The following is a 23158-nucleotide window of genomic DNA, read 5'->3' as shown; positions in this document are numbered from 1 at the left end:
CTCACAGAAACAGATTCTGTGCGGTCGCGCAAGTGACCCTGCAGACCCTTGCAATTCCAAGACAGGAATCGCATAAACTCCTTAGTAATAAGGGAGTCTGTTGATGGAATCGAAGAAGCCAGAACTCGATCGGGTTGACCGCGCGCTGTTGCGCGCCCTGTCGGTCAATGCCAGGGCTTCCGGGGCAGCCCTGGCCAGTGAAATCGGCGTTGCCGAGTCCACCGTGTCGCTGCGCCTGCGTCGTCTGCAGCAGCTCGGCCACATTCGTGGCTACCGGGCCAATATTGACCTGGCTGCCCTCGGTGCCAGCTTGCAGGCTCTCATCTCGGTGCGGCTGGCCAAGCACGCTCGCGTGCAGATCGACGACTTTCGGAACGCGGCCCCGCACTGGCCCGGCGTGATCGGGTTGTTCCACACCGCGGGTGCCGACGACTACCTGCTGCACGTGGCCGCAGCGGATGCGTCCCACCTGCGGGACTTCGTGCTCGAGCACCTCGCGGAGCATCCGGCGGTCGCCCACACCGAGACCAACCTCATCTTTGAGTATGTCGACGGCGACGGCTGGCAGGACCTGGTGAAGTAACGGGCGGCAGGTCGCAGCAGCTGCCCGGCCCCGTATCCGGTTAAAACAAGAACGCCCCCCGCCGAAGCGGAAGGCGTTCTTCGCAAGCTCTATTTAGAGGGCGCGGATGTTCTCGGCCTGAGGACCCTTGGGGCCCTGGGTTACCTCGAACTCGACCTTCTGGTTCTCATCGAGGGACTTGTAGCCATTCGACGCGATCGCGGAGTAGTGCGCGAAAACATCGGCGCTTCCGTCGTCGGGTGCGATAAAGCCGAAGCCCTTTTCAGCGTTGAACCATTTCACGGTACCTGTTGCCATTTGTAAAACTCCTCCAGGAGTGTTAGACCGGCCCCGACTGTCGGGACCGTTCGTCGCGGTATTCGTCGTCCGCTTCCGAAAGGAATGTGGCGCACTAACTGCGATCCAGATGAATCACGATCAATGCGTTTAAGACGTGCAAGCACTACAACTTCGAGTCCAACACTAGCCCACATGTCTGGATGGTTTCGGAATTCCCTGCCTTTTTAACACGAAAGCGTTACGTTTACCGGAAAAAACGGGTGAACTCCGGGTCTACCACTGGTAGTCAGCGCTCCGGGAGCATTCCGAAAAACTAATCCCGGCGTGTCATTCGGCTGTCACAAAGTCGATCAGGTGTTCCACTCGGCCGAGAAGTTGCGGTTCCAGGTCGGCAAACGTGCGCACCTGGCCGAGAATGCGCTGCCAGGCCCTGGCTATGTCAGCCTGCTCCTCGTGCGGCCAACCGAGCGCGTCGCAGATACCGTGCTTCCACTCAATGCTGCGCGGAATATCGGGCCACACCGTGAGGCCCACCCGGGCCGGTTTCACCGATTGCCAGACGTCGACGAACGGATGCCCCACCACCAGCACGCTCGCCGCATACGGGCCGCGCGCCACGGCTTCCGCGATGCGGCTCTCCTTCGAGCCCGGCACGAGGTGGTCCACCAGCACGCCCACCCGACGCCCGGACCCCGGACGAAATTCTCGAAGGATCTCGTCGAGGTTATCGACACCCTCAATGTACTCAACGACCACTCCCTCGATCCGCAGGTCGGCACCCCAGACCTTTTCGACCAGTTCGGCATCGTGCCGGCCCTCGACGAAAATGCGGCTGGCGCGAGCGACCCGGGCCGGGGCATCCGGCACAGCGGTCGAGCCCGAGGCGGTGCGCACTCGGCCTAGGGCCGCGGCCATCGTCGGAGCAATTAGGGTGACGGGGCGACCGTCAATCAGAAAGCCGAAACCGAGCGGAAACAGTCTCAGCTTGCCGTGCCGATCCTCCAGGGTGACGATCTTCTTCTCCACGCGGATGACGGCACCGCAGAACCCGGTGGCGACCTCCTCCACCACCAGGTCACGGATGGCTTCCTGGGTCGGAATGATAATGCGGCCGGCGTCGCGCCAGCCGGGGGAGAGCACGTCTGCACTGTATCGATCGTCCATGGCATCGACGCTAGTCGACGACGCTCTCCGCTCCGGCATGACGCGGTATTCTGAAGGCATGTGTGGTCGATTCATCATTACCGATACGGCGCCGGATCTGGCTGCCATGTTCGATGTCGAGCATGAGGGGGAAAATCTTCCTGAGCCGTCGTGGAATATCCGGCCGACCGAGCAGATCCCGATCGTGCTCGAGTCCAAACGCACCGACCCGGCCGTGCGCCGGCTGGAATCGGCACGCTGGTCGCTGATCCCATCTTTTGCGACCGAACCCACGTCGAAATTTCCCACCTTCAACGCTCGGGCAGAAACCGCCGCCGAGAAACCGACGTTCAAGACCAGCGTCAAGTCGCGGCGTGCCCTGGTTCCGGCGACCGGCTACTTCGAGTGGCACACCGAGGGCACCGTGAAAACGCCCTATTTCATTCACTCCGACGATGGCCTGCCGCTCGCATTCGCCGGCCTGTATTCCTGGTGGAAGAATCCGGCTGCCGCTGACACCGATCCGGCGCGGTGGGTGCTGTCCGCGACTATTTTGACAACGGATGCGCGGGGCCCGCTCGCGCAGATCCATGACCGCGCCCCCGTCGCCCTACCGGAGGAGTGGTGGGACCAGTGGCTGGATCCCGCCACCGAGGGCGATCAGACCCTGGTCGATGCCGCCGTGGCGGCCTCCCGCGAGGTGGTGGAATCACTCAACTTCTACCAGGTTGCGCCGATATCGGGTAACGGCCCCGAATTGATCGAGCCGGTCGACAACGATTCGGTGTAATTGCGCTCTGCCCGAACCGGTACGCTCGAATCAGTACGAATACTCAGTACGTTCACATCAGTGGCTGCACAATTGCGCGGGCGCTGCCCTGAAAGGAACACCCATGAACATTGTCGCCTTCGTCGTCGCGTTTGCGATCTTCGTCTTCGGTTTTTGGCTGTTCGGCCTGGCCTTCTCGGTCACCTCGCTGATGGTGCCGATTTTTATCGGCGGAATCCTGTGTGTGGCCCTCGCCATGGCGATCCCGTTCCACCTATTACGCAACTAAACCACGCTTGCTGCCGGCTCAGTGCAGTAAGCCAGCCACCAGGTTGATGAGCGTGGCTAGAATCACTGATCCGAACGGAAACGACAGTAGCGCGTGCCGCAGCGTCGTCATCCGCAGCGCGTGGCTCTGAATGCTCGTGTCTGACACCTGATAGGTCATGCCGATGGTGAATGCCAGGTAGGCGAAGTCGCTGTACCTTGGCGGTTCGGTCTGATTGAAGTCAATGCCGCCGGGGGAGTCGCTGTAATACAGCGAGGCGTAGCGCAGCGTAAAGAGGGTGTGTACGAGAACCCAGGACAGCGCGACGCTGGCAATGGCGACACCGGCCAGAAGCCCGCGCTGCGTCCCCGAGGTCGCCGAAGTCCCCAGCAGCAACACGACTATGGCGCCGAGGCTCGCGAGCCCGGCCAGCAGGATGAGAAATTCCGACGCTCCCCTCGAGGGGTCTTCGCGGGTCGCGTGGCGGGCCGTCGACGCGGCATCCTGTCGCCCGATGACGATCCAGACCCAACCGATGTAGGTCACGCAGGCGGCCGCCCAGCCGAGGATCACCGCGAGGGCCCAATCGCCGGGTACGCCAGCGACGAGGCCAACGACGACTCCGACGATGAGCATGACGACCAGTCGGGTGCTGTACCGGTGCACTGACGCTAGAGAAAATGGTCACAGGCTGATCGTGGCACAGAATGGCCCGGTCACCCGTACAGCGCACCCTCGGCGCGGTGTCAGAATCGCACGGTATTGTAAGTTTCCGATCGACTTCGCATCGATTGTCGTCGAACACGAAAGGTCCCGCCCAGGATGCAAGACACCCCGGCCGCATCCACCCCCTACGAGGTCCTGGGAGTGAGTCCGACCGCGACCGAGGATGAGTTGCGTCGCGCCTATCGGCTGCTGCTGCGCCAGACCCACCCCGACGTCGGCGGAAGTGCCACCAAATTCCATGCCGTACAGCTCGCCTGGGAACGTATCGGCAGCCCCGAGAACCGGGCCGCCTACGATCGCCGCCGCTTCGGTGATGCAGACCCGACCGCTCCAGCGGATGCCTACGCCGCCCCGTCCGCCCGCGGCCCGGCCACCAAGTCCAGCCTGAAAACCCGCATGCACGGTCACCCAGGCGGCCAGGCTCGCCTGAGATACCTTGATCTAGTACGCGAATGGGCCGGCCGAGGCACGGTCATCGACGACCCGTACGCCCCCGCGTTGATTCGCAGTGCCCCGAAATTCGTGCGGCACTGCCTGGCCAAGGCCCTGGCTGAGGAGGCCACGGCCCAGCTCGTGGCCAATCTCGGTATCGGTTTCACCGCCTGGCATGACATCGACACCGGCGGCCAGACCGACAAACTCGACCACATCATCCTCGGCCCGGCCGGACTGTTCGGCCTGCTCTCCGAAGACTGGGGCGGCGCGGTGCAGTTGCGCCGCGGCGAACTGGTCGGCGAAGAAGTACCGGAGGAGGATCGCCCGATCCACCAGTTCGAGGACGCCGCTCGCTCCATCAGCCGAGCGCTCAAGGTTCGCTTCACCGCGCTCATCGTCGTTCTCCCCGATGGTGCGCTCGACGAACCGGTCTCACTGCCGAAGCGCGGCAGACGGCCGATGATCATCATCATCCCGCGGTCGCGCCTGGTTGGCGTGCTGCGCGAGGGACTGGCCGGCATGGAACGCGGCAGCTTCGAGAAAGTGTTCGAGCTGCGCAGTACCCTGCAAAACGGCATCCGTTTTGTGAATACCTAGGCGGGCAGGGCCAGCTTCTCGACCCAGTAGCGCAGAAACGTCGCCCCGGCTTCATCGTGGATCTGGTCGCCGATCACGATCACCGGATAAGGCCGGTCCAAAATGCCGTCGGACGGCCGCACGTCAACGTGGGACACGTCGTAGCCGGCCTCGTGCAGGTGATCGGCCATGCGATAGTCGCTGCGGGAATCGCCCACCGACCGCCAGAGTCGGGGCAACGGCCCGGTCTCGGCAAAGTAGGCGAGGGCTCGCTTGGCGGCATGGTCTTTGTCGAGTGTGACCGACTCGATGTCGGTGGAGATGATGGTGGCATCCAGCCGAAACGGAACCTGACCGGATTCGTCTGGCGACTCTCGATCGTCGAAGCGAACGCCGAGCCCGTGTTTCACCAGGAGGGCAAAAGCGGCCTCGTTGAAGCCGGATTGGCGGGCGAGATAATTCGCGTGGCTCACGTCCGTACGTTGTTCGACCGAGATCATCGCCTGCTTGGTCTCATCAAAGAACATCTCGGCCGAGAACGAGTCGGCGACGAGCTGGCGCACCTCGTCGATGACCGCGGTCGGCAGGGCAACACTCTGATCGATGACCACGTCTCCCATGCCTTCCACCCCGATCGGAAACCACACCGCGCCCTTCTCGCAGACGCCGTACATGCGAAAGGAATCCGGCAGCCCGGCCGCGACGAGCGGCGCGACAACCTGCGCGCGAATAAAATCGGCTGACCGGCCCGTGATGAACGCGATCGGCACGTGTCCGGCCGCGAGGGTGATCAGATCGGTCAGGATGCTCGGCGTTGCGATGGTGCGCGTGATCGGGCTCGCAATCGGACCGTCGACGTCAAGAAGCAGTCCCAGCGGGGATACGGGCAGTCCGGGCGAGGAGAGAGGTGTAGACATTTCGCCATTGTCCCATAGCGGTCGAAATCGGATCCGCAGGGGAGAGCGGATGCTGCGCGGGCCCAGCCGAGCGCCTATCGTTGTCCAAAGATGATTACGCGACGAGAAGTAGCACTGCGCCTGGACATACCGTTGGAAATGGCGGCACGCCACGGAATTCCCTCACGCCTCAGCGAGGGCCAGCTCGCCAAACTAGAGGCCGAACCGCCGGCCTGGCTGGTGCAGTCGCGAGCCAATCGCACCGGCAAAAAGCCCGTCTGGGCGCAGCTGACCTGCACGATCTGCGGGTACACCGAAGCTGTTCGCCCCAAGAAATGGTGGCCGACGTTCACCTACATCAGCTGCTCCAACCACGGCTTCGATGAGTTGCCCGAACCGGCCGCCGGTTTTGGCCGCACCGAGTGTGACGGCATCGGCAGCCAGTTCATCGGCATCACCGATGAGGCGCTGAGCCCGCCCGAACCGACCTGACCCTGCTGAAAGTACGCTGATCGCGTGGCCGATGGGCACCGCGCAGGGCGTACGATCACGGTATGAATCTGAACGCATCGGGCCGTTGATCATGTCCCGCAATTCATTGAAGTGGCTCCCTGCCATCGTCGTGCCGGCCGTTGTCGTCGCAGCGGTCATCGCCGCGCCGCTTGCGGCCGGTGCTGCCGTCGATCTGCCCGACAAGACGGCCGAGCAGGTTCTGCTCCTGGTCAACGACAGCACCGTGTCGACCTTCTCCGGAACGGTCGCCCAAACCACTGATCTGGGCCTGCCCAGTCTTGACCTGGGCGCGGGAATGCCCGGCACGTCGTCGGCCGCTGCCGTGAGCACGGCCCTCGAATTGCTCAGCGGCTCCCACGAGTTTCGTGTGTACGTCGGTGGCGAGAGCCAGTCCCGCGTGCAGATCAAGGACCGGATGGCTGAGCGCGATGTCGTGCACAACGGCAGCGACGTTTGGTTGTACGACTCGAGCACGAACGCGGCGACTCATCTGAGCATTCCGGCCGATCTTGCCGCCACCGCCCAGGCGAAGGCCGCCGAACTCGAGTCACAGCTCCCGGCCGACCTGTCATCTCCGGCTCAGGTCGCCGAACGTTTCCTCGCCAACCTTGACCCGAGCACAGCGGTCTCGGTGGGCACCGACGCCCGGGTCGCCGGCCGTAACGTCTATCAGCTGGTCCTGACGCCGAAAGCGACCGACACCCTCGTCGCATCCGTTTCAATCGCGGTGGACTCCGAGACCGGCCTGCCGCTGCAAGTGACCGTCGAGGCCCGGGGCCAGAGCGCACCCGCGCTGCAGGTGGGCTTCACCACCATTGACTTCTCCGCTCCAAACGCTGACCTATTCGACTTCGTGCCGCCGGTTACCGCCACGGTGACGACCCCGGCCTTCCCGACCAAGCCCGACGGCTCTGCCGCCAGCGACACGGGCGACCACAGCCCGGCAGCGGGAGGGTCCCCGGTCATCACGGGCACCGGCTGGTCCAGCATCATCGAGGTGCCCGCCCTCGCCGTACCGGCCGAGTTGGGCGATAATCCCATGCTCGAGCAGCTCACCGAACCCGTCGCCGGCGGTCGTACACTGACCACGTCACTCCTGACGGTATTCCTGGCCACCGACGGTCGCGTCTTCGCCGGGGCAGTTCCATTGGCGCAGCTCCAGGCCGCCGCCGAGTGACCCCGGCGCTCACCCCGCCCGCCCCAAGCCTCGCCATCGAGAGTCGGGGGCTGACCAAACGGTTTGGCAGCCAAACCGCGGTGAACGGCATCGACCTCGCCGTTCCCCGCGGTTCCGTCTTCGGTTTTCTCGGTCCGAACGGTTCCGGTAAGACCACCACGATTCGCATGCTGTTGGCCCTCAGCCAGGCCAGCAGCGGAACGATCACCGTGCTCGGTCGGACCATGCCGGCCGGGCTGCACGATGTTCTGCCCCGCGTGGGCGCCCTGGCTGAAGGTCCCGCCTTCTATCCCTTTCTCTCCGGGGCGGCCAACTTGCGGCGGCTGGACACCGCCGATCAGTACGCGCCAGGAGCGACCCGCCGGGCTCGGGTGCAGCTGGCCCTGGAACGCGTGGGCCTCACCCACGCCGCCGACAAGAAGGTGCACGCCTATTCACTTGGCATGAAGCAACGGCTGGGCATCGCCAACGCCTTGCTGCTCCCCAGGGAGCTGCTCATCCTCGATGAGCCCACGAACGGACTCGACCCCCAGGGCACCCGGGAAGTCCGCAGCTTGGTGCGCTCACTGGCCGCCGAGGGCACGACCGTGTTCGTTTCCAGCCATCTGCTGGCCGAGGTCGAACAGATGTGCACGCACGCCGCCGTGATGAGCGCCGGCAGCATCGTCGCCCAGGGCACCCTGGCCGCTCTGCGTGCGGTCGGCGAGACCCGGATCCGCGTGCGTACCCCGGATACCGCGGGCGCGGTGCGCGTGCTCACCCACCTCGGTCTGATGCCGCAGGCGGGATCGCCTGATGATGGTGACTCGATCGTAACCGCGCCGCTCGTCGGCACGAGCTGGCTGCCGGAGGCGATCGTGACGGCTCTCGTGGCCAGCGAAGTGCGCATTCGCGGCTTCGCGATCGAGGAACCGAGCCTCGAAGAAAGCTTCGTCGCACTGACCGGGGAGGGTTTCGATGTCGTCCAGTGAGGTTCTGCCGGGCGAACGCCCGAGCGTAGTGTCGGCGCGCCGCGGCAGCGGATGGTCGCTGCTCGGCTCCGAAATCTCGGTACTGTTTCGTCGGCGCCGCACCTGGGCCATGCTGGTCGCCGTGGCGCTCATCCCCATTCTGCTCGCTGTGGCCGTGCGTCTGTCGTCGGAGGCGCTGGCCCCGGGGGAGGGACCGCCGTTTCTGGATCGAGTGACCCAGAACGGTCTTTTCGTGGGCTTCACCGCCATGGTCGTCGCTATCCCGCTGTTCCTGCCGCTGACCATCGGTGTGGTCGCCGGGGATACCATCGCCGGGGAAGCGGGCCTCGGCACCCTGCGCTACCTGCTGGTGGCGCCGGCCGGCCGTGTGCGGCTCCTGCTCGTCAAATATGCCGGAGCTGCCCTGTTCTGCCTCGTGGCGACGCTGACCCTCACGGTGTCCGGAGCGATTATCGGGGCCGCGCTCTTCCCGGTCGGCCCGGTCACGCTGCTCTCCGGCGACACCATCAGCGTCAGCGAGTCGCTCGCGCGCTCACTGCTGGTGGCGGCCTATGTCACGGTGTCCCTGCTGGGCCTGTCGATGATCGGGCTGTTCATTTCCACGCTCACCGACGTTCCCGTCGGGGCCATGGCGGCGACGATCGTGGTCTCGGTGGTCGCGCAGATCCTCGATGTGATTCCGCAGCTGTCCTGGCTGCACCCGTGGCTGTTCAGCCACTACTGGCTCGGTTTCGCCGACCTGCTGCGGCAGCCTCTCGACCTCGGCTCGTTCGGTCAGAATGCGATCGTGCAGCTGGGTTACCTGGCCGTTTTCGGGGCGCTGGCCTACAGCCGTTTCGTGACCAAGGACATCCTGTCCTGACGGAGTTAACGAGACAGGGCCGGATCCAATGGATCCGGCCCTGTGAACTGTCTCAACCAGTCCTCGTTGATTTCTCGAAAGAAATCTCCGTGTCCGAGATGGGAATTGAACCCACACGCCCTTAACGGGCACTGGCACCTCAAGCCAGCGCGTCTACCAATTCCGCCACCCGGACTGGGTGAAACGGCCTCCGGATGAACCGGCTGCCGAGGTAATAACTTAGCACGGATTAGAACACCCGTTGTGTCACCGGCGCCGGCGCCGACGGGTAGCGTTTGACCATGGCTTCCCTTTCGAACGTGCCCCCGGCCGCAACTTCCGCTGATTCAGTGGGTAGCCCGCCCGCAGCGGTCGCCCAGAAACTCGACCTGACCGCCGAAATCGCGCGGGATCTCATCCGCTTCGATACCACGAACTACGGTGAGGGTCGCTCCAACGGCGAAACGGATGCCGCCGAGTACGTGGCCGAGAAGCTGCGCGGCCTCGGCCTGAAGCCCGAGCTGTTCGATTCCGAACCGGGCCGAACCAGCGTGGTGGCCAGGGTGAAGGGCCGCGATGCGTCGCGGAGCGCCCTGGTCGTGCATGGTCACCTCGACGTTGTGCCGGCCGACGCGGCCAACTGGAGCGTTGATCCGTTCGCCGGCGTCATCAAGGACGGACTGCTCTGGGGTCGTGGTGCCGTCGACATGAAGAACATGGACGCCATGATCCTGGCGTCCCTGCAAGACGTGATCGCCGCCCAAGGCGCACCGGAGCGTGACCTCGTCATCGCGTTCTTCGCCGACGAAGAGGCCGGCGGCGTGCTTGGTTCGCACTTTCTGGTCAAGGAACACCCGCACCTGTTCGACGGAGCCGCCGAAGCCATCAGCGAGGTCGGTGGCTACTCGATCACGCTCGGCGGCAAACGCGCCTACCTGCTGCAAACCGGGGAGAAGGCGCTGATCTGGGTCAAGCTCGTCGCGCGCGGCGAGGCCGGACACGGCTCCCGCATGCACCCGAACAACGCCATCACCCGACTTGCAGGCGCCGTGGCGAAACTCGGACGGCACGAGTGGCCGATTCGCCTGACCGATACGACCGAGCAGCTGCTCGGCGAAATCGCTCGCATTCTCGATGTCGATCCGCAGCGGGTCGGCCCCGACGAACTCGCCCTGGCAACCGGCACGGCTTCCGGTTTCATCCAGGCCAGCCTGCGCACGACGGCCAACCCCACCGGCCTGACCGCCGGCTACAAGCACAACGTCATCCCGGACATGGCCGAAGCCCTCATCGACATTCGATCGCTGCCGGGCGAGGAAGACCTCGTACTCGCCCAGATTCAGGAGATTGTCGGTTCCGACATAGAGATCGTCACGATGCACCGCGATATCGGTTTGGAGACCGAATTCAGCGGACCGCTGATCGAGGCCGTCGTGGGCACTCTGGAGCGCCACGACCCCGGAGCCCCGGTGTTGCCCTACCTGTTGTCGGCGGGAACCGACAACAAGGCGCTCAGCACGCTCGGCATCAAGGGCTACGGTTTTGCACCACTTCGCCTCCCGGCCGACTTGGACTTTCCTGCGATGTTCCACGGAGTGGATGAGCGGGTGCCGCTGGACGCATTAGTGTTTGGCAGGCAGGTTCTGACCGACCTGTTCTCCAGTTACTAGCACCAGGTTCGATCCCAACGGGTTTGAGCTCAGTCGGCGTCAGCTGAAAAAAATCTGAGAAAGCGAAGCGCGTGGACTTTCTGAATGCGATCATCCTGGGCCTCGTTCAGGGGTTGACCGAATTTCTTCCGGTGTCGTCGAGTGCCCACATCACGATCGTCGGCCAGTTTCTCGGCACCGGTGAAGACCCGGGGGCTCGGTTCACGGCCATCACCCAGATCGGCACCGAGGCTGCCGTCGTCATTTTCTTCTGGCGTGACATCGTGCGCATCATCGGCCAGTGGGCCAAGTCCCTCACCGGCCGGGTTTCCCGCAAGGATCCGGATGCCCGCATGGGCTGGCTGATCATCCTCGGCTCGCTGCCGATCATCGTGCTCGGCCTGCTGTTTCAAAACCAGATCGAGACCGTGCTGCGCTCGCTCTGGATCACCGCAACCATGCTCATCGTCTTTGGAATCCTGCTTGGCATCGCCGACCACGTCGGTGCCAAGAGGCGCCAACTGCGAGACATTACCTACGGGCACGGCGCAATCTATGGTTTCGCCCAGGCACTCGCGCTCATCCCCGGCGTGTCCCGCTCGGGTGGAACCATCACCGCCGGGCTGTTCCTCGGCTACGAGCGCGCCGCAGCGGCCCGCTACGCCTTCCTGCTGGCGATTCCCGCCGTGCTTGGTAGTGGCTTCTACCAGGTCTACAAGTCCATCGCCGATCCCTGCCTGGCCGGCGCGACGACGTGTACTCCGGAGATTTTCGGACCGCTCGAAATATTGGTCGCGACGGTCATTGCCTTCATCGTCGCCCTCGGAGTCATCGCGTTCTTCATGAACTACATTTCTAAGCGGAGTTTTCTGCCGTTCGTGATCTATCGCATCGTGCTGGGCATCGTGCTGTTCGTGCTTCTCGGCACCAACGTCATCTCGGCCTAGCCATAACGCCCCGGCCCGATCGGCCGGGGCGCGAAACCACTGCCGCATCAAAGCTAGGCTGGTTCAATGCGTGCATGGGAACGACCCGAAATTGTCTCCGTCCCCGGCGAGTCGGGTGCACCCTGGCTCCATGATACGAAAACTGACAGCCTGGTGCTGGCCCAGCCACGCGATGCAGCCCGGCTCTACGTCTGCGGCATCACGCCGTACGACGCCACCCACATCGGCCACGCAAACACTTACCTCGCCTTCGACACCCTGCAGCGGGTCTGGATCGACGCCGGGTTTCGCGTGCACTATGCCCAGAACGTGACGGATGTCGACGACCCGCTCCTGGAGCGGGCGAGCGCCACCGGCGTCAACTGGCGCGACCTGGCCGAGTCCCAGGTTGATCTGTTCCGCACCGACATGCAGGCCCTCGGCATCATTCCGCCGAACGACTTCGTCGCCGTGACCGAGGTCATTGACGAGGTCGCCGCTGCCGTCGCGCTGCTGCAGCAAGCCGGACTGGCCTACCCGGTACCGACCGACGACGCCATCGCCGGCGCCGACGGAACGATCGCCGCCGACCTCTATTTCGATATTCAGGCCGCCGAAGCCAGCACGGACTGGACCCTGGGCGACGAGAGCAACCTCGACCCGGTCAGCATGCTCCGACTCTTCGCCGAGCGCGGGGGAGACCCCGACCGGGCAGGCAAGCGCGATCGCCTCGACCCCCTGCTCTGGAAGGCGGCGCGCGCCGGCGAACCCGTCTGGGAATCGCCCGTCGGCGCCGGGCGCCCCGGTTGGCACATCGAATGTTCGGTCATCGCCCTCAAAGAGCTCGGGACCGACTTCACCGTGCAGGGTGGCGGATCAGACCTGATCTTCCCGCACCACGATATGAGCGCCGGGCACGCGGAGGCGCTGTCCGGGCATCCGCTCGCCGGGGTCTACAGCCACACCGGCATGGTCGCCTACCGGGGCGAGAAGATGAGCAAGTCCCTCGGCAACCTTGTACTGGTCTCGAGACTTCGTGCCCAGAATTTTGACCCGCGCGCGATCCGGCTGGCTCTGCTGGCCCGGCACTACCGAACCGACTGGGAATGGACCGCCGCGCTCCTGGACGAGGCCGTCGCGCGCCTGTCCGCCTGGTCGGCGGCGTTCGGTGCTGCGTCGCTCGGCACGGTCGCCGTGAACGCCTCCGATCGTGCCGCCAGTACAGCAACACCTGGTTCGGCTGCCGCTCTGGTCGACGCCCTCCGCCTCGCACTGCGCCACGACCTGGACACACCACAGGCCCTGCAGCTCATTGACGACGCGGTCGCCAGTGAGCTCGATGACGTCGCACTGGTCAATCAGGCCATCAGCGCTCTCCTCGGCGTCGCTCTGTAAGGCCTAGTGCCGTGGCCCGTCGGGCCTGGTGCCGGGCCCGTCGGAGCGGCCGTCTGGCCGACCATCGGCACGTCCGTCGCGTCCGTCGGTACCGCGCTTGCGCAGGTACTTCTCGAATTCCTGCGCGATGGCCTCGCCGCTCGCCTCCGGCGAGTCGACCGTGTCGCGGGCCTGCTCCAGCTGGGCGATGTACGCGGCCATCTCCTCATCCTCACCGGCCAGCACATCGATACCGCTCTCCCAATCGGCGGCCTCGGTTACCAGCACGCCCCGGGGGATCACCACGTCGATGACCTCTTCCAGCTTGTCGATCAAAGCGAGCATCGCCTTGGGCGACGGTGCGTTGTGCACGTAGTGGGGAACGGATGCCCAAATCGACAGGGTGGGAATTCCCACCGTCTCCGCGGCGTCCGACAGAACGCTGAGAATGCCAACCGGACCCTCGTAATTACTGCGTTCGATCTGCAGTTCGGCGCGCACCTGGGCGTTATCGCTCGACACGAAGATCGAAATGGGCCGGGTATGCGGAACATCGGCGAGCATCGCCCCGAGGAACACGACGCCGCTCACGTCAGCGGCGAGGGCGGCGTCGAGAATCTCCGCGGCAAAACTCTTCCAACTGCGCGACGGCTCCGTACCGATCAGCAGGTAGATGTTGCCAGCATTCGTTCCACTGACGCGCAGCTGCGCGTCGTCGGCCAGCGGCACACCGGCCACACCGGGATTCGTCGGGCCGTACATGATCGCGCTCGGCCAGCCGAGCGAGCGCACGCCATCTTCATTGGTTGACACGGTCGGCCGATTGAACTGGTAATCGAAGTACAACTCCGGATCGACCTCGGTGATCATCTCGACGTCGAGGAGTTCCTTCAGCGCGCGAACCGCGCCCGTTGCGGCCTCGCCGGCGTCATTCCAGCCTTCGAAAGCAACGACTAGCAGCCGTCCGCCCAGAAACCCATTACCGTCAGCCACCGTGTTTGTCCTCAATTCCTCGTGCCTTCCGCGTGGAGGGCCTTCAGTCAAGGATAGGCGGTGGCCCTACACTTGAACCCCGTGAATGTTTTTCCTCTGCCGCTGCCCACGCCCGCTTCCCTCCCCGCCGCTGTCCTCTGGGACATGGACGGCACGATCGTTGACACCGAACCGTACTGGATGCGCGCGGAAACCGAGCTGGTAGCCGAATTCGGCGGTGTCTGGACCCACGACGACGGCATGCTGCTGGTCGGGTCCGGACTGTGGAACTCGGCAGCGATCCTGCAATCGCGCGGGGTGGACCTCACCCCGGATGCCATCGTCGCGCGCCTCACCGACCGCGTGCAGGAGCAGCTGGCCGAACACGGCATTCCCTGGCGTCCCGGTTCTCGTGAGCTCCTGCAGCAGCTGAAGGTGGCCGGCGTGCCGACTGCGCTCGTCACCATGTCGGTGGAGCGGATGGCCCGCCAGATCATCGACCTCATCGACTTTGCAGCCTTCGACGTTGTCGTCGCCGGCGACATGGTCGAAAACAGCAAGCCGCATCCGGATCCCTACCTGGTCGCCGCCCGGCAACTCGGCGTCAACCCGGCGGAATGCATCGCGATCGAGGATTCCGGGCCCGGTGTCGAATCCGCCGTCGCTGCCGGCACCATCACCATCGCCGTTCCCCACCAGATCGACCTGCCGGAGAGCGCCCTGTACACGCGCTGGTCGACGCTCGACGGGCGAACGATCCACGACATTGCGGCGTTGTTCCACTCCTCGGAGCGTTCCGATTCGGCCGCTCCCGTTCATTCTCTCGCCCCCACCGGGTTCGCCCGCAACGAAAGCGCACCACTCGCATGAGCAGCAACCAGGTTATTCAATACAGTGGACTCTTTCGCATTGGCGACCGGGTGCAACTCACCGGGCCCAAAGGGCGCATGAACACCATCACCCTTCAGGAAGGTCTGACCTTTCACACCCATCGCGGCATTCTCGCGCACGACGACATCATCGGGCAGCCCGACGGCTCGGTCGTCACCAACAACGTCGGCGTTGAACACCTCGCGCTGCGCCCGCTGCTGGTGGACTTCGTGATGAGCATGCCGCGCGGTGCCGCCATCATCTATCCCAAGGACGCTGCCCAGATTCTGGCGCAGGCGGACATCTTTCCCGGTGCCACTGTCGTCGAGGCCGGAGTCGGTTCCGGGGCACTGTCTCTCTGGCTGCTTCGCGCAATCGGACCGGCCGGCCGTCTCGCATCCTTCGAACGGCGTGAAGAATTCGCCGATGTCGCCCGCGACAACATCGCCACCTTCCTCGGAAATGATCCGCAGAACTGGACCATCACGCTCGGCGACCTCGCCGAGACGCTGCCCGACACCATGCCGTCGCACAGCGTCGACCGGGTGGTCCTGGACATGCTGGCGCCCTGGGAATGCCTGGGCGCAGTCTCCGAAGCTCTCAAGCCCGGGGGAGTGCTGCTCTGCTACGTCGCCACGGTGACGCAGCTGTCCCGCGTGGCCGAGGCCATCCGCGGTACCGGTTTTTACACCAATCCGGATTCCAACGAAACGATGATTCGCGGATGGCATGTGGAAGGTCTCGCGGTACGACCCGACCACCGCATGATCGGCCACACCGGTTTTCTGATCACGGCTCGTCGCCTCGCGCCCGACACGATCCTGCCCGAATTGAAGCGGCGTCCGTCGAAGACGGACTTCAGCGACGCCGATGTCGAAGCCTGGACGCCGGGAGCGCTCGGTGAGCGCAACGTCAGCGCGAAGGTCATGCGCAAGCGCGTGCGCGCCGCGGGATCCAGCGCGGAGCTTTCCAAGGCCCGAGGCCTCAACGCCGGTTAGGATGAGTCCCGGCCCTTCTGGTTGTACCACGCCGAAGCCTGCGCCCCCGTAGCACCCGCACCCCTCACACCCGCGCAACAGATCCACGCTGCGCACCACCCTGTACTGAAAGAAGGACCTGTGCGCAAAGCATCCGCGCTGATCATCACCGCCGGCCTCGTGATGACGGCACTGACCGCGTGTGCCGGCCCCGGCACTGCTCAGGCATCCTGTGACGCTGGGGCGCCCTCGGGCGCCGCGTCGAAACTGGTCTCGGTGACCGGTGATTTCGGCGCTGTTCCGGACATCAGCTTTCCGACACCCTTGAAGTCATCCACTACGCAGCGCACCGAAATCATCGCGGGTTCAGGGCCGCAGGTCGTTCCCGGCCAGATGGTCTCCGTCGAGTCGAACCTGTACAACGGCACGACCGGCGAGCCTCTGCAGCTGAGCGCTTTCGACGGCAGTACCGCCGTGGAGTTCGGACTGGGCGATGCTACCAATCCCGGATTTGTCGCCGGTCTGGTCTGTGCGCGCGTGGGTGAGCGCATCGCGGTCGTCATCGCGCCGGACGACGGCATCGGCGTCAACGATCAACTGCGCGTCAGCGCGACGGATTCTCTCGTGCTCGTCGTTGACATCGTGAAGGCCTTCCTGCCGCGAGCAGATGGAGCCGACCAGGCCGTCGCGAACGGTCTTCCTGCCGTCGTCCTCGATGCCGACGGCACCCCTGGAATCGTCCTTCCCTCCGGTGATGTGCCGAAAGCGCTGGAATTCGGCGTGCTCAAGAAGGGAACCGGCGAGAAGGTCGCGTCAGACGCTACCGTGGTGATCCACTACACCGGCCTCTTGTGGGCGAGTGACAAGGTCTTCGAGTCCACGTGGGCGACGAGAACGCCTCGGGTAGTGCCACTTTCTGACCTTCCGCAGGGCCTGGCCACCGCGATTTCTGGTCAAACCGTTGGCTCCCAGCTGGTCGTTGTCGTTCCGCCAGCGCTGGGCTTTGGCCCAGCGGCGCAGGGCCAGGTCCCGGCTGGTTCAACGCTGGTGTACTCGGTCGATATTCTGGGCATCAACTGATTGTGGCGTTCCCACCGCGCCCGTGCCACCGCGTCTGACGCCTGGTTCGGGCGATAGGATCACACAGTGACTTCGACGCCTCTGCATCCCGATTCGACCGAGGAAACCGGTCCCAAACCATCGGCGATTACGGCTCCTGAGCGACTGTTCAGCCTGGTCCTGGCCCTCGTGGCGACGGATTCGGGGTTGACCAAGGCTGACATCCTCCAGAACGTGCAGGGCTACCGGCAGCGCTATGTACCCGCCGGTTCGAACGAGAGCCTGGAGCGCCAGTTTGAACGCGACAAGGACGACCTCCGTGAGCTGGGCATTCCGCTCGAGACGATTGAGCCCCCGGACGATCCGGGAAGTAACCACTTTCTGCGCTATCGAATTCCGAAGGGTCTCTACGACCTGCCCGCCGACGTGACCTTCACTCCCAGCGAGGTGTCCCTCCTGAAACTGGCAGGCACGGTGTGGCGCGAAGGATCCCTGTCGGGGGAGTCTCGCCGTGCCCTGATGAAGTTGAACTCGCTCGGCATTGAACCGAGCGAACCGGTACTCGGCTACGCGCCCTTACTGCGCACGCGCGATGCGAGTTTCGAACCACTCAGCAAGGCGCTTGACCGTGCGCAGGTCGTGGTTTTTCTGTACCTCAAGCCGGGGGAAACCACACCGGCGCGTCGTGTGGTTGCTCCGCGCGCGCTCGTGCAGCACGAAGGCCGCTGGCACCTGTACGCCACGGATGAGGCCGTTCACGCCCCACGCACGTTTCTGCTGTCTCGCATCGTCGGCGCTGTCGCAGTCGTCAGCACAGCGGCTGCGGTCGCCAACGCGACTCCGGGTCCGGTTATCGATTGTGCGACCGACAGTGCTCGAGCCCTGGCCGAACTCGAGGCTCTCTGGGCCGGTAATATCGCCCGCATCGCCGTCGTACCCGGGTCCGACGCCGCTGTTCGTCTCGGCGCGCGCCAGGCTGCGCAGCACCCGGTACCCCCAGGCCAGCAGTCCGCCGGAGTCGAGCGCCTCCTGCACTTCACCGACCTGAATATCCTCGCCGACGAACTGGCCGGATTTGGCCCGGAAGTAGTCGTCGAGAGTCCGCTCGCCCTGCGCACCGCGGTGGAGAATCGGCTGCTCGCCGTCAGGGACGCTCATGCGGGCCCCCGGCCCGCCGGATCGTCCGGAAGTACGCCTCGCCGCCGAACACAGTCGCTGCGCGCGCGGTCGGGTGCAGCTTCCCAACCACGGGTGGCCGGCGACCAGCTCACGCTGCTGCTGTCCCTCGTTCCGTACCTTATCGATCAGGGGCGCGTCAGTGTCACCGAGGTGGCGAAGCACTTCGATCTGTCGGCGGAACGGGTTCGTGGTCTGGTCAGCCTCATTGCCCTGTCCGGCATCCCCGGGGAGACCCGCCAGTACCTGCACGGCGACCTGTTTGACATCCTCTGGGACGAATTCGAAACAAACGATCGGATCGTGCTCACGCATCAGGTCGCCATCGACGATTCCCCGCGATTCTCCGCCCGCGAGGCCGCGGCGTTGATCGCCGGTTTACAATACCTGTCGGCGCTGCCCGACAATGCCGATACCGACGCCATCGCATCGCTGATGGCCAAGCTGACCCGCAGCGCATCGGCGCCCCCGACCCAGGTGGCCGTCGCCCAGCGCGATGCCGGCACCACCCGCGACATCGTCCAGACGGCGCTCAGCACGCAGATGCAGGTTGAGTTCGACTATCTGAACGCTCGCGGGGGCCAGGAACACCGGCTTGTCGACCCGCTGCGCATAGAGTCCGTCGACAACGACTGGTACTTGCGCGGCTGGTGCCACCTCCGCGAAGCCGTCCGAACGTTCCGACTGGACCGCATGAGCGAACCGCGCGTGACGGACGTGCCACGCAGCACGCGCCCGACCGACCTGGTTCTGCCCGATACCCTGTTTCAGGCGTCGACCACAGACGTCGATGTGCGACTCGAGCTCCCGACCACGGCACTGCCGTTGCTGGCGGATTACCGCCCCGAACGCGCAGAGCCGGTCGGATCAGGCGAACGCACTCGCACCACACTGCGCGTCGCCCATTCCCACGCGCTCAAGCGTCTGGTCACCGGCCTGGCCGGCATCGTCACCGTTCTCGAACCTGCCGAATCACGCCAGGCGGTCGCTGACTGGGCCGCAGCCGGGTTCGCCCAGTACGCCGCCGACCGCCAGCGCCCGACGGAGGAGGAGTAGCCGATGCCGTGGTGGTCGTGGCTGCTCATCTGGACTGGTCTAACACTGGGACTGCTCGCACTGCTCAGCTGGTTTGCCCTCTCGCTGTTTCGGAAGGCTCGCGGCACCCTGCAGGCGCTGGAATCGCTCCGCGGTCAGTTGCCCACGGGCGAATTCGATGGGCTGGCGGCTTCTGCTGTCGGTATCCCGGCCGTGTTCGCAGATTCGGCCGTGCTGCTGGGAAGGGTCGAGCAACTGCGTGCAGAACGCACCCACCGAAACCAGGTGCGTCGCGACGCGCGGATCGTGCGGGGTAAACTGATGCGGCACGCCCGTTAACCGCCACGCCCGCTGCAATACTCGCTGACACAGAGGACACACCCTCATGCTGCAAAACCTGACCGGATGGCACTTCCTGATCATCCTTGTCGTCGTCCTGCTTCTTTTCGGTGCGCCCAAGCTTCCGGGACTCGCCCGCAGCCTGGGGCAGTCGATGAAAATTTTCAAGAGTGAGATCAAGAGCGACGCGGTCGACCCCGATCCGAACGCGCCTGCTCGCTCAACGAGCACCACGGGCGACGACGCGTCGACGACGTCCGGCTCCACCGCGGTCGGCCCCACCGACCCCGCCGCGAAGCCTTAGCGCCGCATGGTCCGCGCCGAGCGGAGTGCGACCAAAGCGGGAAAGATGTCGTTGGGGCAGCACCTGATCGAACTGCGCAAGCGCCTCTACCTGGCTGCTGCCGGGCTCCTCATCGGGGCCATTGCGGGTTGGTTCCTCTCCGACTTCGTCTGGGATCAGCTGCGTGAACCCATTTACGCCATCATCAACGCCCAGCATCGTAACGCCCAGATCAACTACCCCGACATCACGAGCGCTTTCGACCTCAAACTGAAGATTTCGCTCTACGTCGGTCTGATTGTGTCCAGCCCGGTATGGCTCTATCAGGTCTTCGCTTTTCTGGTACCGGGGCTCACCCGAACCGAGAAAAAATACACCTTCGGGTTTCTCTTCACGGCCATTCCGCTGTTCCTGGCCGGCTGCGCCGCGGGTTGGATCGTCCTGCCGCACGTAGTCGAGCTCATGACGAGTTTCGCCCCCACGGAGGATTCGGCGTTCATCAACGCTCAGGGCTACTTCGATTTTGTGCTCAAGCTCGTCGTGGCGATCGGTATCGCGTTCGTGCTGCCCGTGTTCATCGTGCTGCTCAACTTCGCCGGGGTCATCAGCGCAGCGTCGATCATCAAGTCCTGGCGGATCGCGATTCTGGTCATTGTGCTGTTCACGGCGATCGCCACCCCGGCCGCCGACGTGGTGTCAATGTTCCTGCTGGCCATTCCCATGGTCATGTTGTATTTTGCCGCCTACGGTATCGCTTGGCTGCACGATCGGCGCGCGGCCAGAAAAGTGCTCGCCTTCGAAAAAGAATTCGCGCTTTAGTCTCACCTGAGACTCGTTGCAGTAATTGTTAGGATCACGTGACTCACACGCAATCGCCGGCCGAACGGTACTCGGCTGCGCGCATCCGGGCCGCCCAGCCACTCTTGCAGGGGTTCGAGCGCGGCCTGGGCTTCGACCTCGACCCGTTCCAGCGTGAAGCCTGCGCGTGCCTGGAGGCGGGCAACAGCGTGCTCGTTGCGGCGCCGACCGGAGCCGGCAAGACGATCGTGGCCGAATTCGCGATCTACCTGGCGATGCAGCGGTCCCGTGCAAAGGTGTTCTACACGGCCCCGATGAAGGCGCTCAGCAACCAGAAGTTCCAGGAATTCGCGGCCGAGTACGGCGCTGACCAGGTCGGGTTGCTTACCGGAGACAGCAACGTCAACCCGGGGGCGCGCATCGTGGTCATGACCACAGAAGTGCTGCGCAACATGCTCTACGCCGATTCCGATCTGCTGACCGACTTGGCCTTCGTGGTGATGGACGAGGTGCACTACCTCGCTGACCGCTTTCGCGGAGCTGTCTGGGAAGAAGTGATCATCCATCTGCCACAGCAGGTGCGCATGGTGTCGCTCAGCGCGACGGTGTCGAACGCGGAAGAATTCGGCGATTGGCTGCAGGCAGTGCGCGGTGAGACCGACGTGATCGTGTCTGAGGAGCGACCAGTTCCGCTCGAGCAGCACGTGCTGGTCAAGAACAATATGCTCGATCTGTTCGACTCCACCGGACTGATCGGTACGCATCGGGTCAATCCTGAACTCGTGCGTCTGGCACACGCCGGCGGACGTTCGGCCGGCGGGCGCGGCCGAGGTTCCGGTCGTCAGGGCGGCCAATCCGGGGGCTACCGGGGTCATGACAAGCAGCGTCCTCAGTTCGATGCCGGCCGGATGGACCGCGGCGACATCGTGCGTATGCTCGACGGTAAACATCTGCTGCCGGCCATCTTTTTCATCTTCAGCCGGGTCGGCTGCGACCAGGCCGTGCGACAGGTGCTCCGTTCGGGGGTACGCCTGACCCAGGAACACGAGCGTGAAGAAATCCGCCAGATCGTCGACGATCGATGCCGTACCCTACTGGACGAAGACCTCGGCGTGCTTGGCTACTTCGAGTGGCTGGACGGGCTCGAACGCGGAGTCGCGGCCCACCACGCTGGTCTGCTGCCGGCCTTCAAGGAGGTCGTCGAGGAGCTCTTCCAGAAGAAGCTGGTCAAGGCCGTCTTTGCCACCGAAACGCTTGCCCTCGGCATCAACATGCCTGCCCGCACGGTCGTGCTCGACAAACTGGAGAAGTTCAACGGTGAGGCGCGCGTGCCGATCACACCGGGGGAGTACACCCAGCTGACCGGTCGGGCCGGTCGCCGCGGAATCGACACCCTTGGGCACTCGGTCATCCAGTGGGCCCAGGGACTCGACCCGCAGGCCGTCGCCTCGCTCGCCTCTCGGCGCACCTATCCGCTGAATTCGAGTTTCAAACCAACCTACAACATGGCCGTCAATCTGATCGACCAGTTCGGGGTCACGCGAACGCGCGGCGTGCTCGAGTCGTCGTTCGCCCAATTCCAGGCCGACCGCGCCGTCGTCGATCTGGCCCGCTCCGTGCGCCAGCAGGAGGAATCTCTGGCCGGGTTCAAGACCAGCATGACCTGCCACCTCGGAGATTTTGAGCAGTACTCGGCCATTCGTCGGCGTCTCACCGAGGTGGAGCGCGAGGGCACCAAGGCCGACAACTCCCAGCGAGGGGAACGCGACAAACGCCAGCGTGAGGTCGCCAGCCTCCGCAAACAGATGCGTGCCCACGGTTGCCACCACTGCGCAGATCGCGAGGCACACTCCCGCTGGGCGGAACGCTGGTTCAAGCTCAAACGCCAGACGGATGCCCTCAACCAGCAAATCTCGCAACGCACTGGGGCGATCGCCCGCGTTTTCGACCGGGTGACCGACGTGCTGCTCGGCTACGGCTATCTCGAATCCGATGCCAGCGGTGCGATCGCGCTCAGCGAAAGCGGACGGATTCTGCGCCGCATCTACGCCGAACGGGACCTGCTGGTTGCTGAATCCCTGCGCCGCGGCCTGTGGAACGAACTCGACGCCGCGAGTCTCGCTGCGATGGCCTGCGCGCTCGTCTTCGAGCCGCGACGTGAAGAGGGCCTCATCGATGCCCGCTACCTGCCGAAGGGGCCTTTTCGCCCGGCGTTGGACGACACCCATGAGCTGTGGAATCGCATCGACGACCTCGAGCGTGACCACAAGCTCCCCGGCACTAATCCGCTCGCCGTTGGCCTCAGCCTCGCCATGTGGAAGTGGGCCCGCGGCGCATCGCTCGCCGACGTGCTCGACGAGGCCGAGATGGCGGCCGGCGATTTCGTGCGCTGGACCAAACAGACCATCGATCTGCTTGACCAACTGTCCATCGCCGGCGACGCCCAGGTCGGATCAACCGCTCGGAGCGCCATGGACGCCATCCGTCGCGGCATTGTCGCCTACTCTTCGGTGGCCTGAACCC

At 64.6% G+C, this 23158-nt stretch carries 24 protein-coding genes and 1 tRNA gene; 19 read left to right on the top strand and 6 right to left on the bottom strand.

Going from position 1 to position 23158, the window contains the following annotated elements; translation table 11 throughout:
* The first annotated feature begins 103 nt into the window (after positions 1-103).
* Positions 104-583: an Lrp/AsnC family transcriptional regulator gene (locus tag CXY77_RS19605; protein WP_092107921.1), complete on the top strand. Its 480-nt coding sequence runs from the start codon at positions 104-106 to the stop codon at positions 581-583.
* A 93-nt stretch (positions 584-676) separates the two neighbouring features.
* Here the strand turns inward: CXY77_RS19605 and CXY77_RS19600 are convergent, their stop codons facing one another.
* Positions 677-880, bottom strand: coding sequence for a cold-shock protein (locus CXY77_RS19600; RefSeq protein ID WP_035840308.1), 204 nt, complete (start codon positions 878-880; stop codon positions 677-679).
* Between the two features lie 309 nt (positions 881-1189).
* Positions 1190-2026, bottom strand: a complete 837-nt coding sequence (locus tag CXY77_RS19595) for a DUF3097 domain-containing protein (RefSeq protein WP_104090311.1) — start codon at positions 2024-2026, stop codon at positions 1190-1192.
* Here CXY77_RS19595 and CXY77_RS19590 point away from each other — a divergent pair.
* Both CXY77_RS19590 and CXY77_RS20400 read left to right on the top strand, forming a co-directional pair.
* Positions 2025-2795 carry an SOS response-associated peptidase gene (locus CXY77_RS19590; RefSeq protein ID WP_233197533.1) on the top strand — a complete coding sequence of 257 codons (771 nt, stop codon included), beginning with the start codon at positions 2025-2027 and terminating at the stop codon, positions 2793-2795. The two genes, CXY77_RS19595 and CXY77_RS19590, sit on opposite strands and share 2 nt — an antisense overlap.
* 103 nt (positions 2796-2898) lie before the next feature.
* The gene (locus tag CXY77_RS20400; protein ID WP_167552421.1) at positions 2899-3063 is read left to right on the top strand and encodes a hypothetical protein; all 165 of its coding nucleotides are present in this window, start codon (positions 2899-2901) and stop codon (positions 3061-3063) included.
* Positions 3064-3081: 18 nt separating this feature from the next.
* On the opposite strand, the gene CXY77_RS19585 is transcribed toward CXY77_RS20400, so the two are convergent.
* The gene (locus CXY77_RS19585; RefSeq protein ID WP_233197532.1) at positions 3082-3708 is read right to left on the bottom strand and encodes a DUF1345 domain-containing protein; all 627 of its coding nucleotides are present in this window, start codon (positions 3706-3708) and stop codon (positions 3082-3084) included.
* Between the two features lie 156 nt (positions 3709-3864).
* Here CXY77_RS19585 and CXY77_RS19580 point away from each other — a divergent pair, with 156 nt between their 5' ends.
* Positions 3865-4800: a J domain-containing protein gene (locus CXY77_RS19580; RefSeq protein ID WP_104130762.1), complete on the top strand. Its 936-nt coding sequence runs from the start codon at positions 3865-3867 to the stop codon at positions 4798-4800.
* Here the strand turns inward: CXY77_RS19580 and CXY77_RS19575 are convergent.
* Positions 4797-5696: a hypothetical protein gene (locus CXY77_RS19575; RefSeq protein WP_104090306.1), complete on the bottom strand. Its 900-nt coding sequence runs from the start codon at positions 5694-5696 to the stop codon at positions 4797-4799. The genes CXY77_RS19580 and CXY77_RS19575 overlap by 4 nt on opposite strands.
* Positions 5697-5786: 90 nt before the next feature.
* Here CXY77_RS19575 and CXY77_RS19570 point away from each other — a divergent pair, with 90 nt between their 5' ends.
* From CXY77_RS19570 to CXY77_RS19555, 4 genes are all read left to right on the top strand, one after another.
* Positions 5787-6167 carry a hypothetical protein gene (locus CXY77_RS19570; protein ID WP_092340146.1) on the top strand — a complete coding sequence of 127 codons (381 nt, stop codon included), beginning with the start codon at positions 5787-5789 and terminating at the stop codon, positions 6165-6167.
* A 91-nt stretch (positions 6168-6258) separates the two neighbouring features.
* Positions 6259-7365, top strand: coding sequence for an outer membrane lipoprotein carrier protein LolA (locus CXY77_RS19565; protein WP_104090522.1), 1107 nt, complete (start codon positions 6259-6261; stop codon positions 7363-7365).
* Complete coding sequence (locus CXY77_RS19560; RefSeq protein ID WP_104130761.1) at positions 7362-8336, top strand: ABC transporter ATP-binding protein; 975 nt, start codon at positions 7362-7364, stop codon at positions 8334-8336. Before CXY77_RS19565 ends, CXY77_RS19560 begins: the two co-directional genes overlap by 4 nt.
* The gene (locus tag CXY77_RS19555; protein WP_092340148.1) at positions 8323-9198 is read left to right on the top strand and encodes an ABC transporter permease; all 876 of its coding nucleotides are present in this window, start codon (positions 8323-8325) and stop codon (positions 9196-9198) included. The genes CXY77_RS19560 and CXY77_RS19555 overlap by 14 nt, the downstream gene beginning before the upstream one ends.
* Before the next feature lie 90 nt (positions 9199-9288).
* On the opposite strand, the gene CXY77_RS19550 is transcribed toward CXY77_RS19555, so the two are convergent.
* A tRNA-Leu gene (locus tag CXY77_RS19550) sits at positions 9289-9373 on the bottom strand.
* A 106-nt stretch (positions 9374-9479) separates the two neighbouring features.
* Between CXY77_RS19550 and CXY77_RS19545 the strand changes: the two genes are divergently transcribed.
* The 3 genes from CXY77_RS19545 to mshC all read left to right on the top strand — a co-directional run bounded on the left by CXY77_RS19545 (position 9480) and on the right by mshC (position 13147).
* Positions 9480-10847 (top strand): M20/M25/M40 family metallo-hydrolase, encoded by a 1368-nt coding sequence (locus CXY77_RS19545; RefSeq protein ID WP_104090303.1) that lies wholly within the window; start codon positions 9480-9482, stop codon positions 10845-10847.
* A 71-nt stretch (positions 10848-10918) separates the two neighbouring features.
* A complete protein-coding gene (locus CXY77_RS19540) occupies positions 10919-11773 on the top strand; it encodes an undecaprenyl-diphosphate phosphatase (RefSeq protein WP_104090301.1) in 855 nt (284 codons plus the stop codon).
* Positions 11774-11839: 66 nt separating this feature from the next.
* On the top strand, positions 11840-13147 hold the full coding sequence (mshC, locus tag CXY77_RS19535; protein ID WP_104130760.1) for a cysteine--1-D-myo-inosityl 2-amino-2-deoxy-alpha-D-glucopyranoside ligase: 1308 nt from the start codon (positions 11840-11842) through the stop codon (positions 13145-13147).
* Between the two features lie 3 nt (positions 13148-13150).
* Here the strand turns inward: mshC and CXY77_RS19530 are convergent, their stop codons facing one another.
* Positions 13151-14119, bottom strand: a complete 969-nt coding sequence (locus tag CXY77_RS19530; RefSeq protein WP_092340152.1) for a PAC2 family protein — start codon at positions 14117-14119, stop codon at positions 13151-13153.
* A gap of 81 nt (positions 14120-14200) precedes the next feature.
* On the opposite strand from CXY77_RS19530, the gene CXY77_RS19525 reads away from it, so the two are divergent.
* The 8 genes from CXY77_RS19525 to CXY77_RS19485 all read left to right on the top strand — a co-directional run bounded on the left by CXY77_RS19525 (position 14201) and on the right by CXY77_RS19485 (position 23154).
* On the top strand, positions 14201-14968 hold the full coding sequence (locus tag CXY77_RS19525) for an HAD family phosphatase (protein ID WP_255410062.1): 768 nt from the start codon (positions 14201-14203) through the stop codon (positions 14966-14968).
* On the top strand, positions 14965-15966 hold the full coding sequence (locus CXY77_RS19520) for a tRNA (adenine-N1)-methyltransferase (protein WP_104130759.1): 1002 nt from the start codon (positions 14965-14967) through the stop codon (positions 15964-15966). The genes CXY77_RS19525 and CXY77_RS19520 overlap by 4 nt, the downstream gene beginning before the upstream one ends.
* Positions 15967-16086: 120 nt before the next feature.
* Positions 16087-17025 carry an FKBP-type peptidyl-prolyl cis-trans isomerase gene (locus CXY77_RS19515; protein ID WP_092340154.1) on the top strand — a complete coding sequence of 313 codons (939 nt, stop codon included), beginning with the start codon at positions 16087-16089 and terminating at the stop codon, positions 17023-17025.
* A 66-nt stretch (positions 17026-17091) separates the two neighbouring features.
* Positions 17092-19236 (top strand): helix-turn-helix transcriptional regulator, encoded by a 2145-nt coding sequence (locus CXY77_RS21180; protein WP_369831319.1) that lies wholly within the window; start codon positions 17092-17094, stop codon positions 19234-19236.
* 3 nt (positions 19237-19239) lie between these two features.
* The gene (locus CXY77_RS19500) at positions 19240-19554 is read left to right on the top strand and encodes a hypothetical protein (RefSeq protein WP_104090298.1); all 315 of its coding nucleotides are present in this window, start codon (positions 19240-19242) and stop codon (positions 19552-19554) included.
* 46 nt (positions 19555-19600) lie between these two features.
* Positions 19601-19858, top strand: a complete 258-nt coding sequence (gene tatA / locus CXY77_RS20940; protein WP_092340156.1) for a twin-arginine translocase TatA/TatE family subunit — start codon at positions 19601-19603, stop codon at positions 19856-19858.
* Positions 19859-19903: 45 nt separating this feature from the next.
* Positions 19904-20656 (top strand): twin-arginine translocase subunit TatC, encoded by a 753-nt coding sequence (gene tatC / locus CXY77_RS19490; protein ID WP_092340218.1) that lies wholly within the window; start codon positions 19904-19906, stop codon positions 20654-20656.
* Between the two features lie 38 nt (positions 20657-20694).
* Positions 20695-23154 carry an RNA helicase gene (locus tag CXY77_RS19485; RefSeq protein ID WP_092340157.1) on the top strand — a complete coding sequence of 820 codons (2460 nt, stop codon included), beginning with the start codon at positions 20695-20697 and terminating at the stop codon, positions 23152-23154.
* The last annotated feature ends 4 nt before the right edge of the window (positions 23155-23158 follow it).

It is taken from the genome of Cryobacterium sp. N21 (genome assembly GCF_002929575.1).
In the GTDB taxonomy this organism is placed as follows: Bacteria; Actinomycetota; Actinomycetes; order Actinomycetales; family Microbacteriaceae; genus Cryobacterium; species Cryobacterium flavum.
Note: the sequence above shows the minus strand (reverse complement) of the source record. Positions and strands in the feature narration are given on the sequence as shown.

Bases quoted from the DNA above. Each gene is read 5' to 3' on its own strand.
- CXY77_RS19605 (WP_092107921.1), top strand. From the start codon at position 104: ATGGAATCGAAGAAGCCAGAACTCGATCGGGTTGACCGCGCGCTGTTG.
- CXY77_RS19600 (WP_035840308.1), bottom strand. From the start codon at position 880: ATGGCAACAGGTACCGTGAAATGGTTCAACGCTGAAAAGGGCTTCGGC.
- CXY77_RS19590 (WP_233197533.1), top strand. From the start codon at position 2,025: ATGGCATCGACGCTAGTCGACGACGCTCTCCGCTCCGGCATGACGCGG.
- CXY77_RS19595 (WP_104090311.1), bottom strand. From the start codon at position 2,026: ATGGACGATCGATACAGTGCAGACGTGCTCTCCCCCGGCTGGCGCGAC.
- CXY77_RS20400 (WP_167552421.1), top strand. From the start codon at position 2,899: ATGAACATTGTCGCCTTCGTCGTCGCGTTTGCGATCTTCGTCTTCGGT.
- CXY77_RS19580 (WP_104130762.1), top strand. From the start codon at position 3,865: ATGCAAGACACCCCGGCCGCATCCACCCCCTACGAGGTCCTGGGAGTG.
- CXY77_RS19575 (WP_104090306.1), bottom strand. From the start codon at position 5,696: ATGTCTACACCTCTCTCCTCGCCCGGACTGCCCGTATCCCCGCTGGGA.
- CXY77_RS19570 (WP_092340146.1), top strand. From the start codon at position 5,787: ATGATTACGCGACGAGAAGTAGCACTGCGCCTGGACATACCGTTGGAA.
- CXY77_RS19565 (WP_104090522.1), top strand. From the start codon at position 6,259: ATGTCCCGCAATTCATTGAAGTGGCTCCCTGCCATCGTCGTGCCGGCC.
- CXY77_RS19555 (WP_092340148.1), top strand. From the start codon at position 8,323: ATGTCGTCCAGTGAGGTTCTGCCGGGCGAACGCCCGAGCGTAGTGTCG.
- CXY77_RS19545 (WP_104090303.1), top strand. From the start codon at position 9,480: ATGGCTTCCCTTTCGAACGTGCCCCCGGCCGCAACTTCCGCTGATTCA.
- mshC (WP_104130760.1), top strand. From the start codon at position 11,840: ATGCGTGCATGGGAACGACCCGAAATTGTCTCCGTCCCCGGCGAGTCG.
- CXY77_RS19520 (WP_104130759.1), top strand. From the start codon at position 14,965: ATGAGCAGCAACCAGGTTATTCAATACAGTGGACTCTTTCGCATTGGC.
- CXY77_RS19500 (WP_104090298.1), top strand. From the start codon at position 19,240: ATGCCGTGGTGGTCGTGGCTGCTCATCTGGACTGGTCTAACACTGGGA.
- tatA (WP_092340156.1), top strand. From the start codon at position 19,601: ATGCTGCAAAACCTGACCGGATGGCACTTCCTGATCATCCTTGTCGTC.
- tatC (WP_092340218.1), top strand. From the start codon at position 19,904: ATGTCGTTGGGGCAGCACCTGATCGAACTGCGCAAGCGCCTCTACCTG.